The sequence below is a fragment of the Micromonospora coriariae genome (assembly GCF_900091455.1).
GTDB classification, from domain to species: Bacteria; Actinomycetota; Actinomycetes; order Mycobacteriales; family Micromonosporaceae; genus Micromonospora; species Micromonospora coriariae.
Map to the genome: position 1 here is coordinate 5,461,040 of NZ_LT607412.1, position 19,421 is coordinate 5,480,460.

The 19,421-nt window shown below is 71.3% G+C and carries 14 protein-coding genes and 1 pseudogene; 7 read left to right on the top strand and 8 right to left on the bottom strand.

The genetic code is table 11. The annotated features are described in order from the left end of the window. Positions 1 to 62 precede the first annotated feature (62 nt). Together GA0070607_RS25315 and GA0070607_RS25320 are read left to right on the top strand one after the other, a co-directional pair. Entirely contained in the window at positions 63 to 2,006 is a 1,944-nt protein-coding gene (locus GA0070607_RS25315; protein WP_231930334.1) for a beta-propeller domain-containing protein, read from the top strand. Between the two features lie 99 nt (positions 2,007 to 2,105). Then, positions 2,106 to 2,456, top strand: coding sequence for a hypothetical protein (locus tag GA0070607_RS25320; RefSeq protein ID WP_231930336.1), 351 nt, complete (start codon positions 2,106 to 2,108; stop codon positions 2,454 to 2,456). A 64-nt stretch (positions 2,457 to 2,520) separates the two neighbouring features. On the opposite strand, the gene GA0070607_RS25325 is transcribed toward GA0070607_RS25320, so the two are convergent. The 5 genes from GA0070607_RS25325 to GA0070607_RS25345 form a co-directional block, all read right to left on the bottom strand. Continuing rightward, positions 2,521 to 3,978 (bottom strand): NAD(P)-dependent oxidoreductase, encoded by a 1,458-nt coding sequence (locus tag GA0070607_RS25325; protein ID WP_157743258.1) that lies wholly within the window; start codon positions 3,976 to 3,978, stop codon positions 2,521 to 2,523. A gap of 136 nt (positions 3,979 to 4,114) precedes the next feature. Continuing rightward, positions 4,115 to 4,399, bottom strand: a complete 285-nt coding sequence (locus tag GA0070607_RS32835) for a hypothetical protein (protein ID WP_089020413.1) — start codon at positions 4,397 to 4,399, stop codon at positions 4,115 to 4,117. Next, on the bottom strand, positions 4,399 to 5,544 hold the full coding sequence (locus tag GA0070607_RS25335) for a WXG100 family type VII secretion target (RefSeq protein WP_231930338.1): 1,146 nt from the start codon (positions 5,542 to 5,544) through the stop codon (positions 4,399 to 4,401). The genes GA0070607_RS32835 and GA0070607_RS25335 overlap by 1 nt, the downstream gene beginning before the upstream one ends. Beyond that, positions 5,541 to 5,861 (bottom strand): type VII secretion target, encoded by a 321-nt coding sequence (locus GA0070607_RS25340; protein WP_089020414.1) that lies wholly within the window; start codon positions 5,859 to 5,861, stop codon positions 5,541 to 5,543. Before GA0070607_RS25340 ends, GA0070607_RS25335 begins: the two co-directional genes overlap by 4 nt. Then, the gene (locus GA0070607_RS25345; protein WP_089020415.1) at positions 5,848 to 6,249 is read right to left on the bottom strand and encodes a YbaB/EbfC family nucleoid-associated protein; all 402 of its coding nucleotides are present in this window, start codon (positions 6,247 to 6,249) and stop codon (positions 5,848 to 5,850) included. Before GA0070607_RS25345 ends, GA0070607_RS25340 begins: the two co-directional genes overlap by 14 nt. Before the next feature lie 283 nt (positions 6,250 to 6,532). Between GA0070607_RS25345 and GA0070607_RS25350 the strand changes: the two genes are divergently transcribed. After that, entirely contained in the window at positions 6,533 to 7,510 is a 978-nt protein-coding gene (locus GA0070607_RS25350; protein WP_231930346.1) for a Fic family protein, read from the top strand. A gap of 42 nt (positions 7,511 to 7,552) precedes the next feature. Further along, positions 7,553 to 8,446 carry an NAD-dependent epimerase/dehydratase family protein gene (locus GA0070607_RS25355; protein WP_089020416.1) on the top strand — a complete coding sequence of 298 codons (894 nt, stop codon included), beginning with the start codon at positions 7,553 to 7,555 and terminating at the stop codon, positions 8,444 to 8,446. A 6-nt stretch (positions 8,447 to 8,452) separates the two neighbouring features. Here the strand turns inward: GA0070607_RS25355 and GA0070607_RS25360 are convergent, their stop codons facing one another. Then, the gene (locus GA0070607_RS25360; RefSeq protein ID WP_231930348.1) at positions 8,453 to 10,324 is read right to left on the bottom strand and encodes a sigma-70 family RNA polymerase sigma factor; all 1,872 of its coding nucleotides are present in this window, start codon (positions 10,322 to 10,324) and stop codon (positions 8,453 to 8,455) included. Positions 10,325 to 10,550: 226 nt separating this feature from the next. On the opposite strand from GA0070607_RS25360, the gene GA0070607_RS25365 reads away from it, so the two are divergent. After that, positions 10,551 to 13,361, top strand: coding sequence for a family 78 glycoside hydrolase catalytic domain (locus tag GA0070607_RS25365; protein ID WP_197701166.1), 2,811 nt, complete (start codon positions 10,551 to 10,553; stop codon positions 13,359 to 13,361). 182 nt (positions 13,362 to 13,543) lie between these two features. On the opposite strand, the gene GA0070607_RS25370 is transcribed toward GA0070607_RS25365, so the two are convergent. Then, positions 13,544 to 14,656: an RNA-guided endonuclease InsQ/TnpB family protein gene (locus GA0070607_RS25370; protein ID WP_089020418.1), complete on the bottom strand. Its 1,113-nt coding sequence runs from the start codon at positions 14,654 to 14,656 to the stop codon at positions 13,544 to 13,546. 81 nt (positions 14,657 to 14,737) lie between these two features. On the opposite strand from GA0070607_RS25370, the pseudogene GA0070607_RS33605 reads away from it, so the two are divergent. Continuing rightward, positions 14,738 to 16,018 (top strand): annotated as a pseudogene (locus tag GA0070607_RS33605) (family 78 glycoside hydrolase catalytic domain); the annotation flags it as partial. A 64-nt stretch (positions 16,019 to 16,082) separates the two neighbouring features. Continuing rightward, positions 16,083 to 18,209 (top strand): alpha-L-rhamnosidase-related protein, encoded by a 2,127-nt coding sequence (locus GA0070607_RS25385; protein ID WP_089020419.1) that lies wholly within the window; start codon positions 16,083 to 16,085, stop codon positions 18,207 to 18,209. A 95-nt stretch (positions 18,210 to 18,304) separates the two neighbouring features. Here GA0070607_RS25385 and GA0070607_RS25390 read toward each other — a convergent pair whose 3' ends face one another. Further along, positions 18,305 to 19,336 (bottom strand): LacI family DNA-binding transcriptional regulator, encoded by a 1,032-nt coding sequence (locus GA0070607_RS25390; protein ID WP_089020420.1) that lies wholly within the window; start codon positions 19,334 to 19,336, stop codon positions 18,305 to 18,307. Positions 19,337 to 19,421 lie beyond the last annotated feature (85 nt).

The following is a 19,421-nucleotide window of genomic DNA, read 5'->3' on the forward strand; positions in this document are numbered from 1 at the left end:
GCATGACGCGTAGCAGCGCCCACGCACCCCAGCCAACGGCCGCCACCGGCGTCCCCCACATCATGAGCCCAGCTCGCGTCCTGGGGCTGGCCCTGGTCGCCGGCCTGGCGCTGGTCACCGGCTGTACGGCCGAGCCGGTCCCGGTGCCGCCACCTGACCGGCACGTGCCGGCTGGCGGGTTCCGGCTCGTCGCGTTCGACTCCTGCCCGGAGGCGCTGCGGCAGCTGAAGACGGCGGCCAAGGCGTACGTCGGGCCCTGGGGGCTCGGGCCGAACGGGGACATGCGTACCTTCGGCGGCGTCGACCAGGCCGCCGGGCCCGCCACTGCGGGGCGGGCGGATGCGGCGCCCAAGAGCTACTCGGGCACCAACACCCACGAGGCCGGGGCCGATGAACCGGACCTGGTCAAGACCGACGGCAAGCGGATCGTCACCGTGCAGCACGGCAAGCTGTACGTGGTCGACCCGGCCACCCGCCGGCTGACCGGGAAGCTGGAACTGGCACCGGGTGCCGATGGGTTCCGCGGAACCGAGGACGGCCTGCTGCTGCACGGGGACCGGGCTCTGGTGCTGCTTCGCGCCGGGGTGGCGAAACCGGCCGTCGGCGGTGGAGGCGGGCGCGTCGCAGACGCCCCGACGCCGGACGGCATCGTCGGCCCCCGGCTGGTCATGGTCGACCTGTCCGGCCAGCCGAAGATCCTCGGCGAGTACCGGATCGACGGCAATCTGGTGGACGCCCGCCAGGTCGGCACGATGGTCCGGGTCGTGGTCCGATCCGCGCCCCGGCTGAACTTCCCGCACCCGCAACAGGCCACCGACGAGCAGCGCACCGCCGCCAACCGGGAGATCATCGACAACGCCACCGTCGACGACTGGCTGCCCCGGTACGAGGTCACCTCCGATGGGCGAACCAGCGCCGGACGGGTCGGCTGCGAACGGGTCAGCCGGCCGACCGCCTACTCCGGCACGTCGCTGGTGACCATGCTCAGCTTCGACCTCGGCACCGCTGCGCTCGGCGCTGGCGACCCGGTCACCGTGATCGCCGACGGCGACACCGTCTACAGCAACGGACCCCGGCTGTACGTCGCCAACGACCAGCGCTGGCGGGTGCTGCCGACGCTGACCGCGCGGAACATCGCACCCGATCCCGAAGACGAGACCACCGAGATCTACCAGTTCGACATCTCGGGCGCGGGTGCCCCGCGGTACGTCGCCGACGCGTCCGTACCGGGCTGGCTCATCAACCAGTACGCCATGTCCGAGTGGGACGGTCACCTGAGAGTGGCCACCACCAGTGGCCGTACCTGGGGCAACAAGCCGGACTCGACGTCCAGCGTGCACGTCCTGCGCGCCGACGGCACGGCGCTGACCCAGGTCGGCAAGGTCACCGGCCTGGGCAAGGGGGAGCGGATATACGCGGTACGGTTCGTCGGCGGCACCGGGTACGTCGTCACCTTCCGGCGGACCGACCCGCTCTACACAGTCGATCTGCGTGATCCGGGGGCGCCGAAGGTGAGCGGCGAACTGAAGATCAACGGGTATTCGGCGTACCTGCACCCGGCCGGCGAAGGACGGCTGCTCGGCGTCGGCCAGGAGGCGTCCGACCAGGGCCGTGTCCAGGGGACACAGCTCTCACTCTTCGACGTCGCCGATCCGGCCAGGCCGACCCGGATCGCCCAGTATCACGTCAAGCAGGGACACTCCGAGGTGGAGTTCGACCCGCATGCGTTCCTCTACTGGCCGGCCGAACGCCTGGTGGTGGTCCCACTGACCGTCTACGGCAAGGGCATGCCGAGCAACGTGGCGCTGGCCCTGCGAGCCGGCGACGGCGGCTTCACCGAGGTCGCCAGGATCGACCACACGCTGGGCACCGGGCGTACCGCGGGGTTCACGCCGATCCGCCGGTCACTGGTGGTCGACGGAGTGCTCTGGACCGTCTCCGCCGCAGGCCTCAAGGCGACCAGCCTCTCCACCATGAAGACTCTCGGCTGGCTGCGTACGACGTGAGCGGGACGGTGGTGTCGGCCGGCCGCGCATTGCCCTGACGTCCGCTCGACTACGAGTGATCAGGCCCGTGGTGATCAGGCGGCGGGTACCGTGAACGCCGTGGAGGATCTCGGCGCGAAGGTCTCGTACCTTGCGCTCGCCGTCGGCACCCGGGTCTACGACGTCGACTCGGCACCCGTCGGCGTGGTCGAGCACGTGCTCACCGACGAACGCTCCGACATCTTCCACGGCGTGATCGTGGCCCCGCCGAAGCCGTACGGTTCCCACCGCTTCGCCCACCGGGAGCAGATCGCCGACCTGTACGAGCGGGGGGTCATGCTGTCGGTACCCGGCGGCGAGATGCACGAGCCGGGCGAGGACACGCCGGCCAGAGAGGTCGAGGGCGCGGATGGCGACCCGGTGCGGGTGGCCCTCCGCCGCGCCTGGGAATGGCTGAGTCGACCACGCTGAATCTGGCTGCCTGCTGCCCGGTGAGTTCAACGGTCACCGGACGGGCCTGCCGCACGGCCAGGTCTCAGGCTGATCGCGCCGCGTCGGTGATGTGCGCGATCACGGCCGAGTAGTCCCGGTCGCCAAGGCCGGCCTCCCGGGCTGACGCGACCCACTGCCGCGCGGCCGCCGCGACCGGCAGGTCGACGCCTGCCGACTCGGCGGCCGACACGACCAGATCGGCGTCCTTGAGCGCGAGTGACAGCGCGAACCGCAGTGGGAACTGACCGGACTCGACCGCTGGTCGTCGCCGATCCGCCTGGGAGCCGACGGGAGTCGCGGACAAGACCTCGAACGCCGTGTCACGCGGCAGTCCAAGCCCATCCGCGAGAGCGAGCGCCTCACCGAGAACGGCGAGCACTCCGAACAGGGTCGAATTGGCGACCAGTTTGGCCGCAGCGCCGGCACCGAGCGGTCCGACATGCATCGGCGAGCCGAGCGCGCCCAGCACCGGCATCCACCGTTGGGCGAGCTGCTCCGGCCCTCCGACGAAGATCCGCAGCGAACCCGACTCGGCCTCCGAGACGCTGCCCAGCACCGGCGCGTCGAGCAGGCCCACACCATCCGGCAGCATCTCGGCCAACCGTCGCACCGCCGGCGGCCCGACCGTGGACATCTCAGCGAGCGTGGTGGACGCGGTAGCGCCGGCGAGGATGCCCTGCGGGCCCTCAGCCACCTCTTGCAGCGCGGCCGGGTCGGCCAGCATGGTGATGACCAGATCGGCCCGGCGGGCAGCCTCTGCCGGACTGTCGGCAGCGACCGCGCCGCGCGCCACGAGATCGCTGGCCCTCTGCGGCGTACGGTTCCAGACAACGAGGTCATGGCCGGCATCGAGCAACCGGCCCGCTATCCGGCTACCCATCCCACCCAGACCGATCACAGCGACCGTGGCCATGGGCCAATCCTGCCAACTCCGCGGCTTGACCGCTGCCCGTTCCCTCCGAAGCGGATCCAGATGGTCCGTCACCCCGTTCAACCAGTATGGAGTAGCGGCTGATTGACGGCCCGACATCGACTGTGCGGGCTCGTTCGGCCCGGCGACACCCGCGGAGTACGTCGCGTCGACCAGTTCCTGAAGATGACGGATGACATCGGCCTTGTGCTCGGTGTCCGGCAGTTGCTGCTCCCCGGCCGCGACCAGGCCGTCTCGCCAGTGGTCGACAACCTCCTGCCGGGCTGCGGCGGGTAGGTCGTCGATCCAGAAAGATCCGAGGTTGTCGTCGACAATCTCCTGAAGGTGGGCCGCGGTCTGCCTGTCCGAGAGGCGGGCGATCAGGAACTCCAGCGTCCAGTCGAACAAGCCGCTCGTCGCGCTCCAGTCGACCCCGGGTTTCAGCACGACAAGGCCAGCCATCATTTCCCCACGATGAAACTCGCGGACCGAGGCTCCGGTCCGGTGTGAACTGTTCGATCCGAGCAACCACCCGGGCGCTGTTGGGTGAGGACGCTGTCGGTCGATCAATGGGCTGAGGCCGTCGAGCACATTGATCAGCTCGTCGTTCTCGAGTCGCGTCGTACCTCCGGCCTGCGTGCCACCAGTGTGATTGCGAGTCAGCCCTCTCAGCGGGAGTGCCAGTCTGTGGCCGATGCCGTAACCGACCTTGCTCGTTCAGAGAACGCTACGTGACGATCCGATAGTCGGGGATTCCCCTGTTGCGGTCCTCGGCCGGAGCATCGAGGGGTCGTGCCGCTACTCCGTCCGGGATAGGCACTCTGGACAGGTGGATACCCTCCAGGCACGTGTCGCACCAGAACGAGGCGTAGCCGTATCCAGATCCGCGTGGCCCGGTGAAGACCAGACGCAGCGTCCGGTGGCCACAGTTCGGGCATCGCAGGTCCGACGTCACCGGCAGCGTGCGGTAGACAACGTCGTACGCGTCCAGCCACTCGTCGAAGGTCGCCATCAACTCGTTCCCTCTGGCCTGATCCGGTGGCTACTCCACCACTGTTCCTCGTGGGCGTAGGCCCGATCCTCGAAAGCGTCGGCACGATCGCGGGTCGTGGGGTACGGGCTTCCATCCTGGAGCTCCGACACGTGGAACCTCTCGTGTTCGAGAGTGCGCGCCAGGTCCTCCTCGCTCCGGAACGCCTCTCGGCAGAGCATGACCGACTGATCGGGCTTGGTCACCCCGCACACGCCCGAGATTCTGTTGTTGATGGTGAACGTGATGCCCGAGACGTCGCTGCCGTACTTGGCGGCGATCGCCTGTACCGACTCCATGTTCATCGGCATTCGGGGTCCACGGCCTCTGCCACGTACCCGAGCCAGGTCGTCGGGGTCTGGTCCAGTTCGCCTCGAACAGCTGAGCACCTGCTTCAGCATCTCGATCAGATCGCCGAGCCGTCGGATCTCGGGTACCAACCTGCGCAAGCTGGCCAGCAGGCCCCGCAGCAGCCGGGCGATGCGTGCCCCCCATGAGGCCACCGTGGTGACGACCTGCTCCACCACCAGCGGTGTGGCGAGCCCGCCGGTGAGGACCAGTTCGCCCGCGTACACGATGAGGCGGGAGACGCAGGTGGCGATGGCGTCCCGGACCAGCAGTCGGATGGCGGCGACCAGACCGGCGGCGCCCTCGGTGATCGCGGCCAGGGTGTCGGCGCCCGAGGCGAGCCCGGTGATGGCCTGGGTCTGCTGCGCGTTCCAGGCCCGGTACGCGGGGCCGGCGCTGCCGCCCCAGCCGGCGACGTCAGCGCGGACGGCGGCGGCCAGGCCGGCGGCCTCCTCGCGCAGCGAGGCGGCGACGTTACGCCAGGTCTGCGCGTGGGCGACGATCTCTGCCGGGTTGCCGGCGAGCCAGTCCAGAGCCTCACCGAGCGGCTTGACGTGCTCGATGAGCCAGGCGATGCCGTACTGGAGCAGCGCGCTGACCGGGTCGGAGACGACAGCGAGAGCGTCGAGGCCGGCGTTGACCACGCCGAGGCTGCCGTCGATCCAACTGCCGTCACGAACACCCTGGGCGATGAGCTCGATGTCTTCGCAGATCCAGATGCCGGCCCAGGAGCTGGGTGGGGTGTCGGAGGCGGTGGCGATGAGCGGATTGGCCGTCACCGCTGGCGCCCAGCCTGGCGCAACACCTGCTCGGCGCGGGCGTCGGAAGCCCGATAGTGGGCCGCGCTCGTGCGCAGCTTCCCGGCGGTGTCGCGCACCGATCCGGCGGCGGTGCCGATGCCGTCGACCAGGGTGCGCTGCAGCCCGTCCAACAGGACGGGCATGATCGCGCAGAGCTGCCCGTAGGCCTCGGTGCTCAAGCGGACGTGCTGACCGGCCTGACGGGCGGTATCGAGGCTGTCGGCGTTGCGGTCGAGGCGTGCGGCGTGGGCGGTCAGACCGTCCGGGTCGACCTGGATGCCGTCACCGCTGGGCATCTGGCGCGCTCTCGTCCGACCCGAGTCGGCGCTGGTAGGAGTCGATCAGCGCTCGTCCGGTGGGGTCGTTGTTACCGAGCGCTTCGGTGGTCGTCTCGGTGAGCCGCTTCAGCAGATCGGCGTGGGCGGCCCTGGTGGTTTCCATGATCTGGCGGGCGGTGTGGGCCGCGGAACGCTGCCGGATCCGCTCGTCCAGCCGTAGGTCAGTCAGCAGGCCGGAGGAGTCGACGGTTACTTCGATCATCCGGTCGCAGCTGGTGGCGACGCCGGTCAGTGCCTGGAGCCGTTCGGACAGGGTCGTCGCCCGGGCCGCTCGTTCGGCCAGGGACGACTCCCACTCATCGAGCCGGCGTCGCGCCGCGTCCAAGGCAGCCTCGTCCGCCCACATGTCGGCCCTCCCCAGGGACATCGGCGGCCATCACCGCCGAAACCGACGCCACGTTACCAATCGATAGCCCTCCGTGTTGTCCCCGTGCGTGCCTTACTGATATTGGTTTCGCTGCGCGCCCTCGCTCACCGACTCGCAGAACTTGATAAGTTCAATTAGCCGTCGGAATCCTATGACAAGTTTTGTTCATCGATATGCGAACGGCGGTTGCTGAGAAGGGGTGTGCGTGGTCGGTAGAGGGCGCCCAAGCCGGGCCACCGTTTACCAGCGTCTGGATCAGGCGTTGGGCGAACTGAACCAGCGACTCGGTGGCCTCCCGAGCCCGAAGGAGGCCCAGACGATCTGGGACGATATCTGGCACCAGGAGGCCCATCACTCCACAGCGCTGGAGGGCAACACGCTCGTACTGCGTGAGGTGCAGGCGCTGCTCGAACGGGGTCGGGCCGTCGGGTCGAAGCCGCTGAGGGAGTACAACGAGGTCCGCGGCTATGCGGACGCCGCCCGCTGGGTCTACAGCCAGGCCCTCGAACCCGACGGATGGCACGATGGTCGCCTGGTCAGCGTCACAGAGGTCCGCCAGGTCCATCACACCGCCATGACTCCCGTCTGGGACGTTGAACCTCACCCTGACGCCACCGGCAGCGAAGGGCCCGGAAGCTTCCGGCAGCACGATATTCGCCCGTTCTCCGCCGGGATGACCCCGCCGGCATGGCCCCTGATTCCGGCTCAGGTGGACCGATGGACCGAGGATGCCTGCACGACAGGGCAACGTCTCGCGTCCGGCGGCCCGCTGCGTCGGCCGTTGCCGGAGGAACTAGCCCGGCTGCACAACGACTTCGAGCGGGTGCACCCCTTCATCGACGGAAACGGGCGCGCAGGTCGGCTGCTGCTCAACCTGATCCTCGTACGCCTCGGCTACCCGCCGGTGATCATCTTTAAGCGCCAGCGTGACGCCTACCTCGCCGCGATGCAGAGGGCAGATCTCGGAGACTACGGTGCGCTGGGCGAACTCATCGCGCGTGCCATGTATGACAACCTGAATCGCTTCATCGTGCCGAACGTCGCCGGCCCCGCCCGCCTCGTGCCGCTCGCGGCCCTGGTGACAGCGGAGTTCAGCCTTGCAGCCTTGCGACAGGCTGCGCAGCGCGGCCGTCTGGACGCCGTACAGGGGGCGGACGGCATCTGGCGAAGTTCCCGCAAGGCGGTCGAGGCGTACCGCGCGACGAGGAACCAGAGGCGGCGCCGCTCCGAGGGAACCTGACCCAGTTGACTCGCATCGCTCCTCGCCGGAGAAGATGTCGGCATGACCGAACCCGTACTGCCCAAGCGCGTCGTCGTCACCGGTGCCACCGGCAAACTCGGCCGCGCCGTCGTCGCGCACCTGCGCGCCGCGGGTGTCGACGTGCTGGCCGTCGACCGCGCCGGAGGCCGTGACCCCCGCGACGTCAACGGCGAGTTCCTCCTGGTCGACCTCACCGACTACGGGCAGGTGGTGGAGGCGTTCACCGGCGGCGCCGACGAGCACGCCGGCGGGATCGACGCCATCGTGCACCTGGCGGCGGTTCCGGCCCCCGGGCTGATGTCGAACGCGACCACCTTCGCGAACAACTCCGCCGCCACGTACAACGTCTTCGCGGCGGCGAGGGCGGCGGGCATCAAGCGGGTGGTGTGGGCGTCGAGTGAGACGGTGCTGGGGTTGCCGTTCGACACTCCGCCGCCGTACGCGCCGGTCGACGAGGAGTACGCGCCGCGACCGGAGTCGACGTACTCGCTGAACAAGGCGCTCGAGGAGGAGATGGCGCGGCACTTCTGCCGGTGGGACCCGGAGCTGGTGATGGTGGGCCTGCGGTTCTCGAACGTGATGGACGTCGAGGACTACACGCCGTTCCCCTCGTTCGACGCGGACCCGCAGCTGCGTCGGTGGAACCTGTGGGGCTACATCGACGCCCGTGACGGGGCCCAGGCGGTCGAGCGGGCACTTGCCCACGGTCAGCCGGGCGCCGAGGTCTTCATCATCGCCAACGCCGACACCGTGATGAGCAGGTCCAGCGCGAGCCTGATGGCCGAGGTCTATCCGGGTGTCGAGGTTCGCAAGGAGCTCGGCGAGCACGAGACTCTGCTCAGCATCGACAAGGCGCGCCGGGTGCTGGGCTACGAGCCCCGGCACTCGTGGCGGGACCACGTGGACGTGCTGTAGTCCAGGTCAGCGCGCCGCCTGGTAGGCGCGGCCGACGGCGGTCGCCGTGCTGCCGGTACGGAAGAGCCCGGTCTGGTCCTTGTCCGTGGCGGGCAGGCCGAACCAGGCGTACCGGTGCAGCCAGGGCAGCCCGCCCAGCATCCGGGTCGCCGCGGTGAGGAACGCGGCCTGCTGGGCCTGGCTCGGGAAGCGGACGCCGTTGGAGAAGTCGATCAGGGCGAACTCGGTGAGCCAGATCGGCAGCTTGTAGCGGTTGTGGACCGCCTGGAGGTACGACCTGAGCTGGTTGACCGCGTTGGCGGTGGTGAAGTCGCCGCCGTACCAGTGCAGCGCGATGAAGTCGACCCGGTAGCCGCGGTCCTTCGCGCCGGTCATGAAGCGGTCGAGCCACTCGCCCGGTCGGTCGCCGCCCCAGGCGACGGCGGGGCTCCCCAGCGGGAGGCCGGTCGACTCCAGTCGCGGCCACAGGTCCAGCGCCTGCTCCACGCTCATGTTCGCCTGGCCGCCCATGTCCGGCTCGTTGAAGCCGAGCAGGTAGCGGCCGTTCTTCTTGGCCTGTTGCAGGTTGCCGGCGGTGACGCTCTTCGCCCCCCAGATCATCGGGACGAACTCGCTGCCCTTCGCGCTGGTGACGCCCGGGTGGCCCGCGTTCCAGGTGTAGTACCAACTCGCCCCGGAGTTGGCCAGTGCCTCGCTGACGCCGTCGAAGGTCCACACACCGGCGCCCTTCCTCTTCGAGGTCACCGCGGGCGCCGGGGCGGCCGGGCGCGCGGTCGTCGGCTTCGGCTTCGGGGTCGTCGCCGGGGACGTGGTGGCGGCGGGCGTCGCGGAGGGCGGGGTGACGAGCGGGGTGGTGGACGGCGGCGCTGCGATCGCCGGGGCCGCCGCGGGGGATGGGGTCGATCCGGTCGGTCGCGCTACGACGATGGCCCCGATCACCAGTGCGGCGACCCCGGCGGCCGCCGCGATCGGCCCCAGCACCCCCTTCGACCCGAACGTGAAGGGGGTACGCGGCCCGCCGGTGATCCGGAGTGCCTCGACGCCCAGGGGTTCGGCGGGTGTGGGCAGGGCGGTAACGCCGGCCGCGAGGTGCTCGGCCGTTCCGGGTGGGATGGGCAGCAGCGGGAGCCCGGCGAGCAGGCGGTCGACCGGGAGCAGGTCGCGGGCCCAGGAGCCGCAGGCACCGCATTCGCGTACGTGCCGGGCCAGGCGCTTGCGCCACAGCGGGCTCGGTCGGCCGTCCCAGGTGCGGGTTACGTCGCGCAGGGCGGGGCAGGTGGCGCTGGCGTGCAGCGCGCGCACCACGGTCCGGGAGACCTCCAGCTGTTCCTTCATCCGCTGGATCCGTACCGCCGTGTGGCCCTCGGTCAGGCCGAGCGCCGAGGCGAGGTCGGCCCGGTCGAGGTTGCCGGTGGCCTCCAGCCACCAGAGGGAGAGCAACGTCTGGTCGTCGTCGTCGAGCCAACGCGTCGCCTCGGCCACCTCGCGGCGCTGGTCGGTCAGGCCGAGCCGGAGAATGGTGATCCCGGCGAAGTCCGCGGCCGGGTCGGGCACCCCGTACGCGGTGTCGAGGTCGGCGGTGTGGGCCAGCGCGGCGCGGCGCTGCTGTTCGCGGTCGCGTACCTGGCGCACCGTGATGGCGATCAACCAGGACCGGTACGCGGCCGGATCGCGCAGGTCGGGCAGGTGCCGGACGACGCGGAGCAGGGTCTCCTGGACCACGTCGTCGACGTCGGCGTGCCCGCGCAGCGCCCGGCCGACCACGTTGTAGACGAGGGGGAGGGACGCCGCCACCAGGGCGTCGAGCGCACGCCGGTCGCCGTTGCGGGCGGCGACCACCATCTCGGTGTCGGCTCCACCCCGACCGGTTCCGCGCATCGTTTCACTCCCTTGTGGTGGTCGTACCGCTACCCGGTGGAGGACCGTGGTGGTCCCACCACCAGCGCCTCCCCTCAGGAGACGGGCTGGCCGCACCGAGATAACAGTTTCCACGGCTGGACCGCGCGGAACCAGGCGCCGTCGGCGATCCATCGCGGTGAACGTCTTCACGTGGCCACAACGAGCGCGTAGCCTGCCTGAAACGATTCATAGAGCGGAGGCCCGCGTGACTCGTCGTACTCTCGGATTCCGGCCGGCTGCCCGGCGGCGTCGGACAGCGGTGCTCCTGGCGGCGACGACCGCCGTCGCGGTGGTCCTCAGTGGGGCGCCGCCGGCGTTGGCCGCACGGGGCCACGCGCCGGGCGCACCGGCCGCGCTGACGGTCGGCGACCGGAGTCGCCCGCTCAACGTCGAGGGCGTGCCCCGCTTCGGCTGGCTGCCCCGCGACGCCGATCCCGGTGAGACGCAGAGCGCCTACCGGATCACCGTCACGGCGACCGGCGGCGACCGGGTCTGGGACTCCGGCAAGGTCTCCTCGGACCAGCAGGCCTACGTGCCGTACGCGGGGCCGGCCCTACGAGCGGGCACGGCGTACGAGTGGACGGTCCGCACCTGGGACCGCACCGACCGGCAGTCCCCGCCCGCCACCGGCGCCTTCGAGACCGGCATCGACGACACCCAGTGGGAGGGCGCGAGCTGGATCCGGCGCGCCACCACCGAGGCCGACGACTACACACTCGCCCGCACCGAGGTACGCCCCAACGCCAGCCGCGTCGTGCGGGCCCGCGCCTACACCGCCGCCGACCACACCTACGAGCTCTACCTCAACGGCACCCGCGCCGACCGCGGCACCTCCTTCAGCTACCCGGGGGAGGACTACTACCAGGCCGCCGACGTCACCACGCTGGTGAAGGCCGGCGCGCCGCTGGTCATCGGTGTGCGCTACCACTGGTACGGCAGCGGTCAGGGCCGCCCCGCCGGCGCCCGCGGCCTGCTCATGAAGCTGGTCGTCGAGCACGCCGACGGCACCCGCGAGGTGTACGGCACGGACGGCTCCTGGCGGGTCGCCCGGGACACCCAGTTCGTCGCGAACGCCGAGCGTCGCAACGGCGAGGGCGACCGGATCGAGCGGCAGGACGCCCGCGCCGAGGTCGCCGGCTGGATGCGGCCCGGGTACGACGACAGCGCCGGAGGGTTCACCGCCGCCGAGGTGCTCGGCGCGCACCCGACCGCGTCGTCTCCGCACCTGATCGGGCAGGAGACCCGGCTCGTCGAGACCCGGGTCGAGCCGGTCGCGCTGCGCACCGCCGCCGACGGCACTGTCGTCGCCGACTTCGGCGTGGTCATCCCCGCCCGCCCGCTCGTCCGGTTCGACGCCGGCGTCGCCGGGCGCACGGTCGACCTCCGGGCCGGCTACACCCTCACCGACACCGGCCGGGTCGACACGTCCACCCTGCAGTCGCAGGGCACCACCATGAGCTTCCCGTACCTGCAGAAGGACGGGCCGCAGGAGTTCCACGCCTTCAGCCACCTCGGCTTCCGCTACCTGGAGATCCCCGCCGCCGGCGAGAGCATCTCGGCGCGCGACGTCTCCGCCGTCGTCGTGCACACCGACGTACCGGCCGGCCGGGAGGCGAGCTTCACCAGTTCGAACGCGACCCTCGACGCGGTGTGGACGATGATGAAGCGGTCCGCGATCTACTCCGTCCAGGAGGCGTTCGTCGACACCCCCACCCGGGAGAAGGGCCAGTTCCTCGGCGACGCCGCCAACATCTCGTACGCCACGATGGCCGCCTTTGGCGAGCGTGACGCCACCCAGCAGGCCATCCGCGAGTTCCTCCGGTCGGCCGCCCGCTACTGGACCGCCGAGGGCGACCGCGGCCGCTACAACGCCGTCTACCCCAACGGCGACGGCAAGCGGGACATCCCCGACTACTCGCTGATGTTCGTCGACTGGGTGTGGCGGTACTTCACCGAGACCGGCGACCGGGAGCTGCTGGCCGAGGCGTACCCGGCGATCCGGGACACCGCCGAGTACGTGCTGCGGCACATCCCGGCCACCGGCCCCACCGCCGGCCTGGTCACCGACCTGTCCGGCGGCAGCGGCGCCTACCGCTACGGCATCATCGACTGGCCCGAGCCCGGCCGCTTCGGCTACGACATGGCCACCGCCGCCCGGACCACCATCAACGCCCAGAGCGTCGACGTGCTGCGGACCACCGCCCGGATGGCCGAGGCGCTCGGCCGGCCCGCCACCGAGGTGACCACGTACGACGGGCGGGCCGCCGATCTCACCGACGCGGTCAACGCCACGCTGCGCGCCGCCGACGGCAGCTACGTCGACGGGCTCTCGGCCACCGGTGAGCGCAGCGCCCATGCCGGGCAGCACGCCACGTCGTACGCCATCGCGCACGGGCTGGCCCCGCGGGCCGACCTGCCGGCGCTGGCCGACCATGTCGCCGCCATGGGCATGAAGCAGGGCCCCATGACCGCCCACTGGCTGCTGCGGGCGCTCGCCGACGCCGACCGGCCCGAGGCGGTGCTGCGGCTGCTGACCAACCCCGACGACCTGGGCTGGGCGAACATCCTCGCCCAGGGCGGCACCTTCACCTGGGAGGCCTGGACCCTCGACCCCGGCAGCAACTTCAGCCAGTCGCACGGCTGGGGCGCGCAGGCGGCGGTGGACGTGCAGGAGACCCTGCTCGGCGTGCGCACCGCCAGCCCCGGTGCCACAGTCGTCGATGTCGTGCCCCCCGCGACCGGGCTCGACCGGGCGAGCGGCGCGGTGCCCACCCAGCGCGGACCGGTCCGCCTCGACTGGCGGCGCACCGGCGCCGGCCTGCGAGTCGACCTCGACGTGCCGGTCAACGTCACCGCCCGGGTCGCACTGCCGGTCGTGCCCGGAAAGTCCTACCGGGCGGCCGGCCCGAGCAAGGCCACCTTCGTCGGCATCCAGGACGGTCGGGCCGTCTTCCAGGTCGGCTCCGGCCGGTCCAGCTTCCACCCGGTCGCCGGTCCGGCGGCCCAGCCGCGCTGACCTCCCGTTCGGGGCCGGTCGCCGGTCCGCCGTCACCACCGGAAGGATGAGGACCAGGATTGACATCCTCCACCGCCCTGAAGGGCGGGGATTCCCTCGGTCACCCGAGGGGGTTCCTGTTTCAGCGGGCCGCGCCTTCACCGCTTGCGCGGGTCGGGTCTTACCGTCCCTCCACAGGCGTTTCAGCTCTCCGCCAGCCCGGCGGCGAGAATGTTGCGGGCGGCGTTGACGTCCCGGTCGTGCACGGCATCACAGCCGGGACACGTCCAGGCGCGAACGCCGAGGGTCATCGCGGTGTTGATCCGCCCGCACGCCGAGCAGGTCTTCGTGCTCGGATGCCAGCGGTCGACGGCGATCACGGTCCGTCCGTACCAGGCGGCCTTGTACTCGATCATGCTGCGCAGTTGCGTCCACGCCGCATCGGAAATGGCGCGGGCCAGCGAGTGGTTGCGCAGCATGTTGCGCACGCTGAGGTCTTCGATCACGACCGTTTGGTTCTCGCGGACGAGTCGAGTCGACAGCTTGTGCAGGTGGTCCCGTCGCCGGTCGGCGATGCGGGCGTGGATGCGGGCCACCGCCACGCGAGCCTTGGCCCGGTTGGCGGAGTCCTTGGCCTTGCGGGCCATAGTGCGTTGCGCCTTGGCCAACTTGCGCCGGTCGGCGCGCTCGTGCCGCGGGTTGGTGATCTTCTCCCCGGTGGACAGGGTGAGCAGGCTCGTGATGCCCACGTCCACCCCGACCGCCGTGGACAGCGGCGGCAGTGCCTTGACGGTGGGGTCGTCGACCAGCAGGGACACGAACCATCGACCGGCCGCGTCGCGGGACACCGTGACCGTCGACGGTTCGGCCCCTTCGGGCAGGGGCCGCGACCACACGATGCCCAGCGGGGCGTCCATCTTGGCCAGGGTGAGTTGCCCGTGACGCCAGCGAAACCCCGAGCGGGTGTACTCCGCCGATGCCCGGGATTTGCGCTTGGCCTTGAAACGCGGGTAGCGCGACCGCTTGCCCCAGAACGCGGCGAACCCGGCTTGCAGGTGCCGCAGCGTCTGCTGCAACGGCACCGAGCTGACCTGGTTAAGGAACGCCAGCTCCTCGGTCCGCTTCCACTCGGTCAGCCACGCCGAGGACTGCACATAGGTGCTGCGCTGCCGGTCAACGGCCCACGCACGGGTGCGCGCCTCCAAGGCCAGGTTGTAGACCTTGCGCACGCACCCGAAGGTGCGGTTGAGCTGATCGGCCTGCCCTGGGGTCGGATAGAAGCGGTACTTGTATGCCCGCTTCACCACCTCACCCACGCCTCACATTCTAGCATTTGCCTATGTGAGTCTGCTCTTGAAGGGAGCAAGCGGCGTTTCCTCCCCCGCCTGAAGTACGACGTGACCCGTCAGCTCCGCGCGGGCGACAACGCCCTCGGCGCCCTGCTCGGCGACGGCTGGTACGCCGGCAGCATCGCCTGGTTCGGCACCGACAACTACGGCTCCCGGCCACACCTCAGCGCCCAGCTGCTGATCGACTACACCGACGGGCGCAGCGACACGATCGGCACCGACGGCTCGTGGCGCGCCACCGCCGGGCCCTTCCTGCAGAGCGACCTGATCCACGGCGAGACCTACGACGCGCGGCGACTGCCGGCCGGCTGGGACCGGCCCGGGTTCGACGACTCCGGCTGGTCGCCCGCCACCGTCGACGACGTCGACGCCACCGACCGGATCGTCACCCAGGTCGACCCGCCGGTGCGGGTCACGCAGGAGCTGCCGGCCAGGGCGCTGACCCAGCCCACCCCCGGCACCTGGATCTTCGACCTCGGGCAGAACATGGTGGGCAAGGTCCGGCTGAAGGTCGACGGCCCCGCCGGCGCCACGGTCCGGATCCGGCACGCCGAGGTGCTCAACCCGGACGGCACCGCCTACACCGCCAACCTGCGCACGGCCCGGGCCACCGACCACTACACCCTGCGCGGCGGCGGGGCCGAGGTCTACCAGCCGACGTTCACCTTCCACGGCTTCCGCTACGTCGAGCTGACCGGCTACCCGGGCACGCCCGACCTGTCCACCGTCACCGGCCTGGTGATGCACACCGACGGCGAGCTCACCAGCGAGTTCGAGACCTCCAACGCGATGGTCAACAAGCTGCACAGCAACATCACCTGGGGGCAGCGCGGCAACTTCCTGTCCATCCCGACCGACACCCCGGCCCGGGACGAGCGGCTCGGCTGGACCGGTGACATCAACGTCTTCGCCAACACCGCGACGTTCAACATGGACAGCCTGACGTTCCTCACCAAGTGGCTGCAGGACCTGCGGGACGCGCAGTCGCCCAACGGCGCGTACCCCGACGTCGCGCCCCGCGCCTGCTGCGGGGACGGCGCGACCGGATGGGCCGACGCCGGGATCACCGTGCCGTACGCGCTCTGGCAACGGTACGGCGACACCCGCGTGGTGCAGGAGCACTACGCGTCGATGGTGCGGTACGCGACCTGGCTGGAGAGCACCAGCTCGGGTCACCTGCGTACCAACGCCGGCCCGTACCTCGACTGGCTCAACCTCGACGACCCGACGCCCGCCGGCGTCGTCGGCACCGCCTACTACGGGTACAGCATCCGTCTGCTGGCCGAGCTGGCCGGCGCCATCGGGCGCGACGCGGACGCCGCCCGCTACACGGCGCTGTCCCAAGGACATCGCGCAGGCGTTCGTCGACACGTACGTCTCCGCCGACGGCACAGTGCAGGGCGACAGCCAGACCGGGTACGTGCTGGCCATCGGCATGGACCTGCTGCCCGAGGCGTTGCGGGCCAGGGCCGCCGACCGGCTGGTCGACAACGTACGGCGGCACGACTGGCACCTCTCCACCGGCTTCCTCGGCACCCCGGACCTGCTGCCGGCGCTGAGCGACACCGGGCACCTGGACGTCGCCTACCGGCTGCTGCTCAACGACACCTACCCGTCGTGGGGCTACGAGATCGCCAAGGGCGCGACCACGATCTGGGAGCGCTGGAACTCGATCATGCCGGACGGCAGCTTCGGCGACGTGGGGATGAACTCCTTCAACCACTACGCCTACGGGGCGGTGGGCGACTGGATGTACCGGACCGTGGCCGGCATCCAACCCGACAACGGCAACCCCGGGTACGCGCACCTCACCTTCGCCCCGCAGCCGGGTGGTGACCTCACCTCGGCCAGGGCGTCGTACCGCTCGGCGTACGGCACGATCGGCAGCGACTGGGATCTCGACGCGCGCGGGGACATGCGGCTGCGGCTCACCGTGCCGGCGAACACCACGGCGACCGTACGCCTGCCCGCACCGGGGCGGAACGCGGTCACCGAGGGCGGCCGGCCGGCGGAGCAGGCCGACGGCGTGCGGTTCGTCCGGATGGACGGCACGGTCGCCGTCTACGAGATCGGCTCCGGTTCGTACTCCTTCGCCGTCGACCGCGTGCTCGGCGACCTGGGCGACACCGGCGACACGGTACGGGAGCTGGTGACGCTCACCGACCAGCTCGCCGGGAAGCTGGGCCGACCGGTGACCGAGTATCTGCGCGGCCGGTTCAGCCGACTCGCCGCGGAGACGACGGCGGCGCGGACGGCGTACCTGGCGGGCAACTCCCGTTCCGCCGCCGGTGACGTGCACCGGGCACTCGCGAGCGCCGCCGACACCGCCCGGTGGCTGCGGACCCAGGTCGCCGCGGGTCGCCTCGACCAGGCTGACGCGGACCGGTTCACCGTGCTGCTCACCCGGGTCGACCAGCGGCTCTCCGCGGCATCGTCGACCCTGGTCGGCGCCGTGGTGAAACTCGACCTGCCGGTGGGGGAGCGGTTGCCCGGCGCGGTCGTACGCGCCACCGTCACGGTGACCAACGGTGGACAGGACCCGTTGACCGGAGTGACCTCCGACCTGCGGGCGCCCGACGGTTGGACGGTGACCCCGGTGGGCAAGCGGGCCAGCACCGTCGCACCGGGGCGTACCGTCCGCCACGGCTACGACCTGCGGATCCCCGCCGGTCAGTCGCCGGTGAGCGGGGCCGTCGACGGCTCGGCCAGCTACCGCCACCGGGGTGGCAGCGCGACACTGCCCGTCGCGGGAACGGTCGCCGTCGCGCCGGCGGTGCAGATCGTGTCGGCCGCCCCGGTCCCGGCCGACGTCACCCCCGGTGGCGCGACGACCGTCGGCACGGTGCTGCGTAACCGGGCCGGCGTGCGGGTGACGGGGCGGTTGACCGTCACCGCGCCGGACGGTTGGCGGGTGGCGCCGGCCACCACCGGGTACGACCTCGCCGCCGGCGCGGAAACCACCGTGTCGACGGTGCTCACCGCACCGGTGTCGGTGACGCAGGGGCCGGTGGAGGTCACGGTGGCCACCGGCGACACGGCGGCCGAACGGCGCGCGGTCGCGATCCCTGTGCGGTTCGACAACCCACCCCGGGGGGCGTACGACCACGTCGACCTCGGTGACGCGGCGTCCGAGCAGGCCCACCGCCTGGCGGCCTCGACCTATTCGGCCACCAGCACCGAGGCCGGTCTGACCCGGAGGTACACCGACACGACCCGCCCCGGCGGCTGGTTCGAGTTCGACCTCGCGGTCGAGCCCGGCGAGCCGTTCGTGCTGCACTCGATCGAGACGTACGACGGGCCGCAGTTGAAGGACTACGAGGTGGTAGTGGACGGGGTGGTGGCCCACACCCGTTCATGGCGGCGCACGGCGGGCGGGGCCGGCACGGTCAGCTACCAGTTCGTGGTCGACCTGCCGGACGCGACCGGCGACGGTGTGGTGCGGGTGCGGTTCCGGGACACGGGTGACGGCTACGACCCGTCGATCGCCGACGTCTGGGCCACGCCGGTCCCGGCGGCCTGAGGCACCCGCGTCGACGAGGAGCCGGGCGGCACATCGCCCGGCTCCTTGCTCGTGGGGCGGGCACCGGGCGTTCCGGTCGACCGGCGGGCCGCCGGTCAGCGCCGGGCGCGGCGGGGATGGTCGCTGGAGCGGCGGACGACCAGCTCCGGCTGGAAGACCACGTGCCTGTGCCGGTGCGTGTCGCCTGGTTCGGCCTCCTCCAGCAGCAGCTGCGCGGCGGTGCGGCCGAGCTGGTCGCGGGGCTGGCGTACCGATGACAGCGGCACCGCCGCGGCGTCGGCGAACTCGATGTCGTCGTAGCCGACGATGGCAACGTCGGCCGGCACCCGCAGGCCGCGCGCGGTCAACTCCTGGAGCACGCCGAGCGCGATCAGGTCGTTGGCGCAGAAGACGGCGGTGGGGCGCTGCCGGGCCGGCAGCGTCAGCAACTCCTCGGCGGCGCGCCGGCCGGCGGCGACTGTCAGACTGCTGGTCACCGCCACCCGGAGTTCGGCGCCGTTGCCGCGTTCCTCCAGCGCCGCGGCGGCACCGGCGTGCCGATCGGCGACCTGGGCGAGCGAGAGCGGGCCGCCGAGGTAGGCGATGCGGTGGTGGCCCTGGTCCAGCAGGTGGTCCATGGCGAGCCGGCCGCCGAGGACATCGTCGACCGCCACCGAGCAACGGTTCGCCCGGCCCGTGCCCCGGTCCACCAGCACCACCGGGATGCCCCGGTCGATGAGCTTGTCCAGGTTGGGCTGCGGTCCGTGGCCGACCGGGGTGATGAGGACGCCACGGACCCGCTGCTCCTCCAGCAACTCGAGGTGGCGGCGCTCGCGGGCGCTGTCCTCGCCGCTGTTGCAGACGACGAGCATGGCGCCGGCTTCCTCGACCACCTGTTCGGCGCCGCGCACGACGTCGGTGAAGAACGGGTTGGCCACGTCCAGGACGACGATGGCGACGGTGCGGCTGTGCCCGGCGCGCAGTTGGCGCGCCGAGTCGTTGCGGACGTAGCCGAGGGTGCTGATGGCGTCGAGCACCCGCTGGCGGGTGGCGGGGGCGACCGTGTCGGGCCGGTTGAGCACGTTGCTCACCGTGCCGAGGGAGACGCCGGCGTGCCGGGCAACCTCCTTGATGTTCGCCGTTGCCATGACTCCCTCGACGTTCCGTGCGGTGGTCGCGGCCCCGAGCCCGGCGGGTCGCGGTCGCGGTGATCCCCGGAAAGGCCGTCGCGGG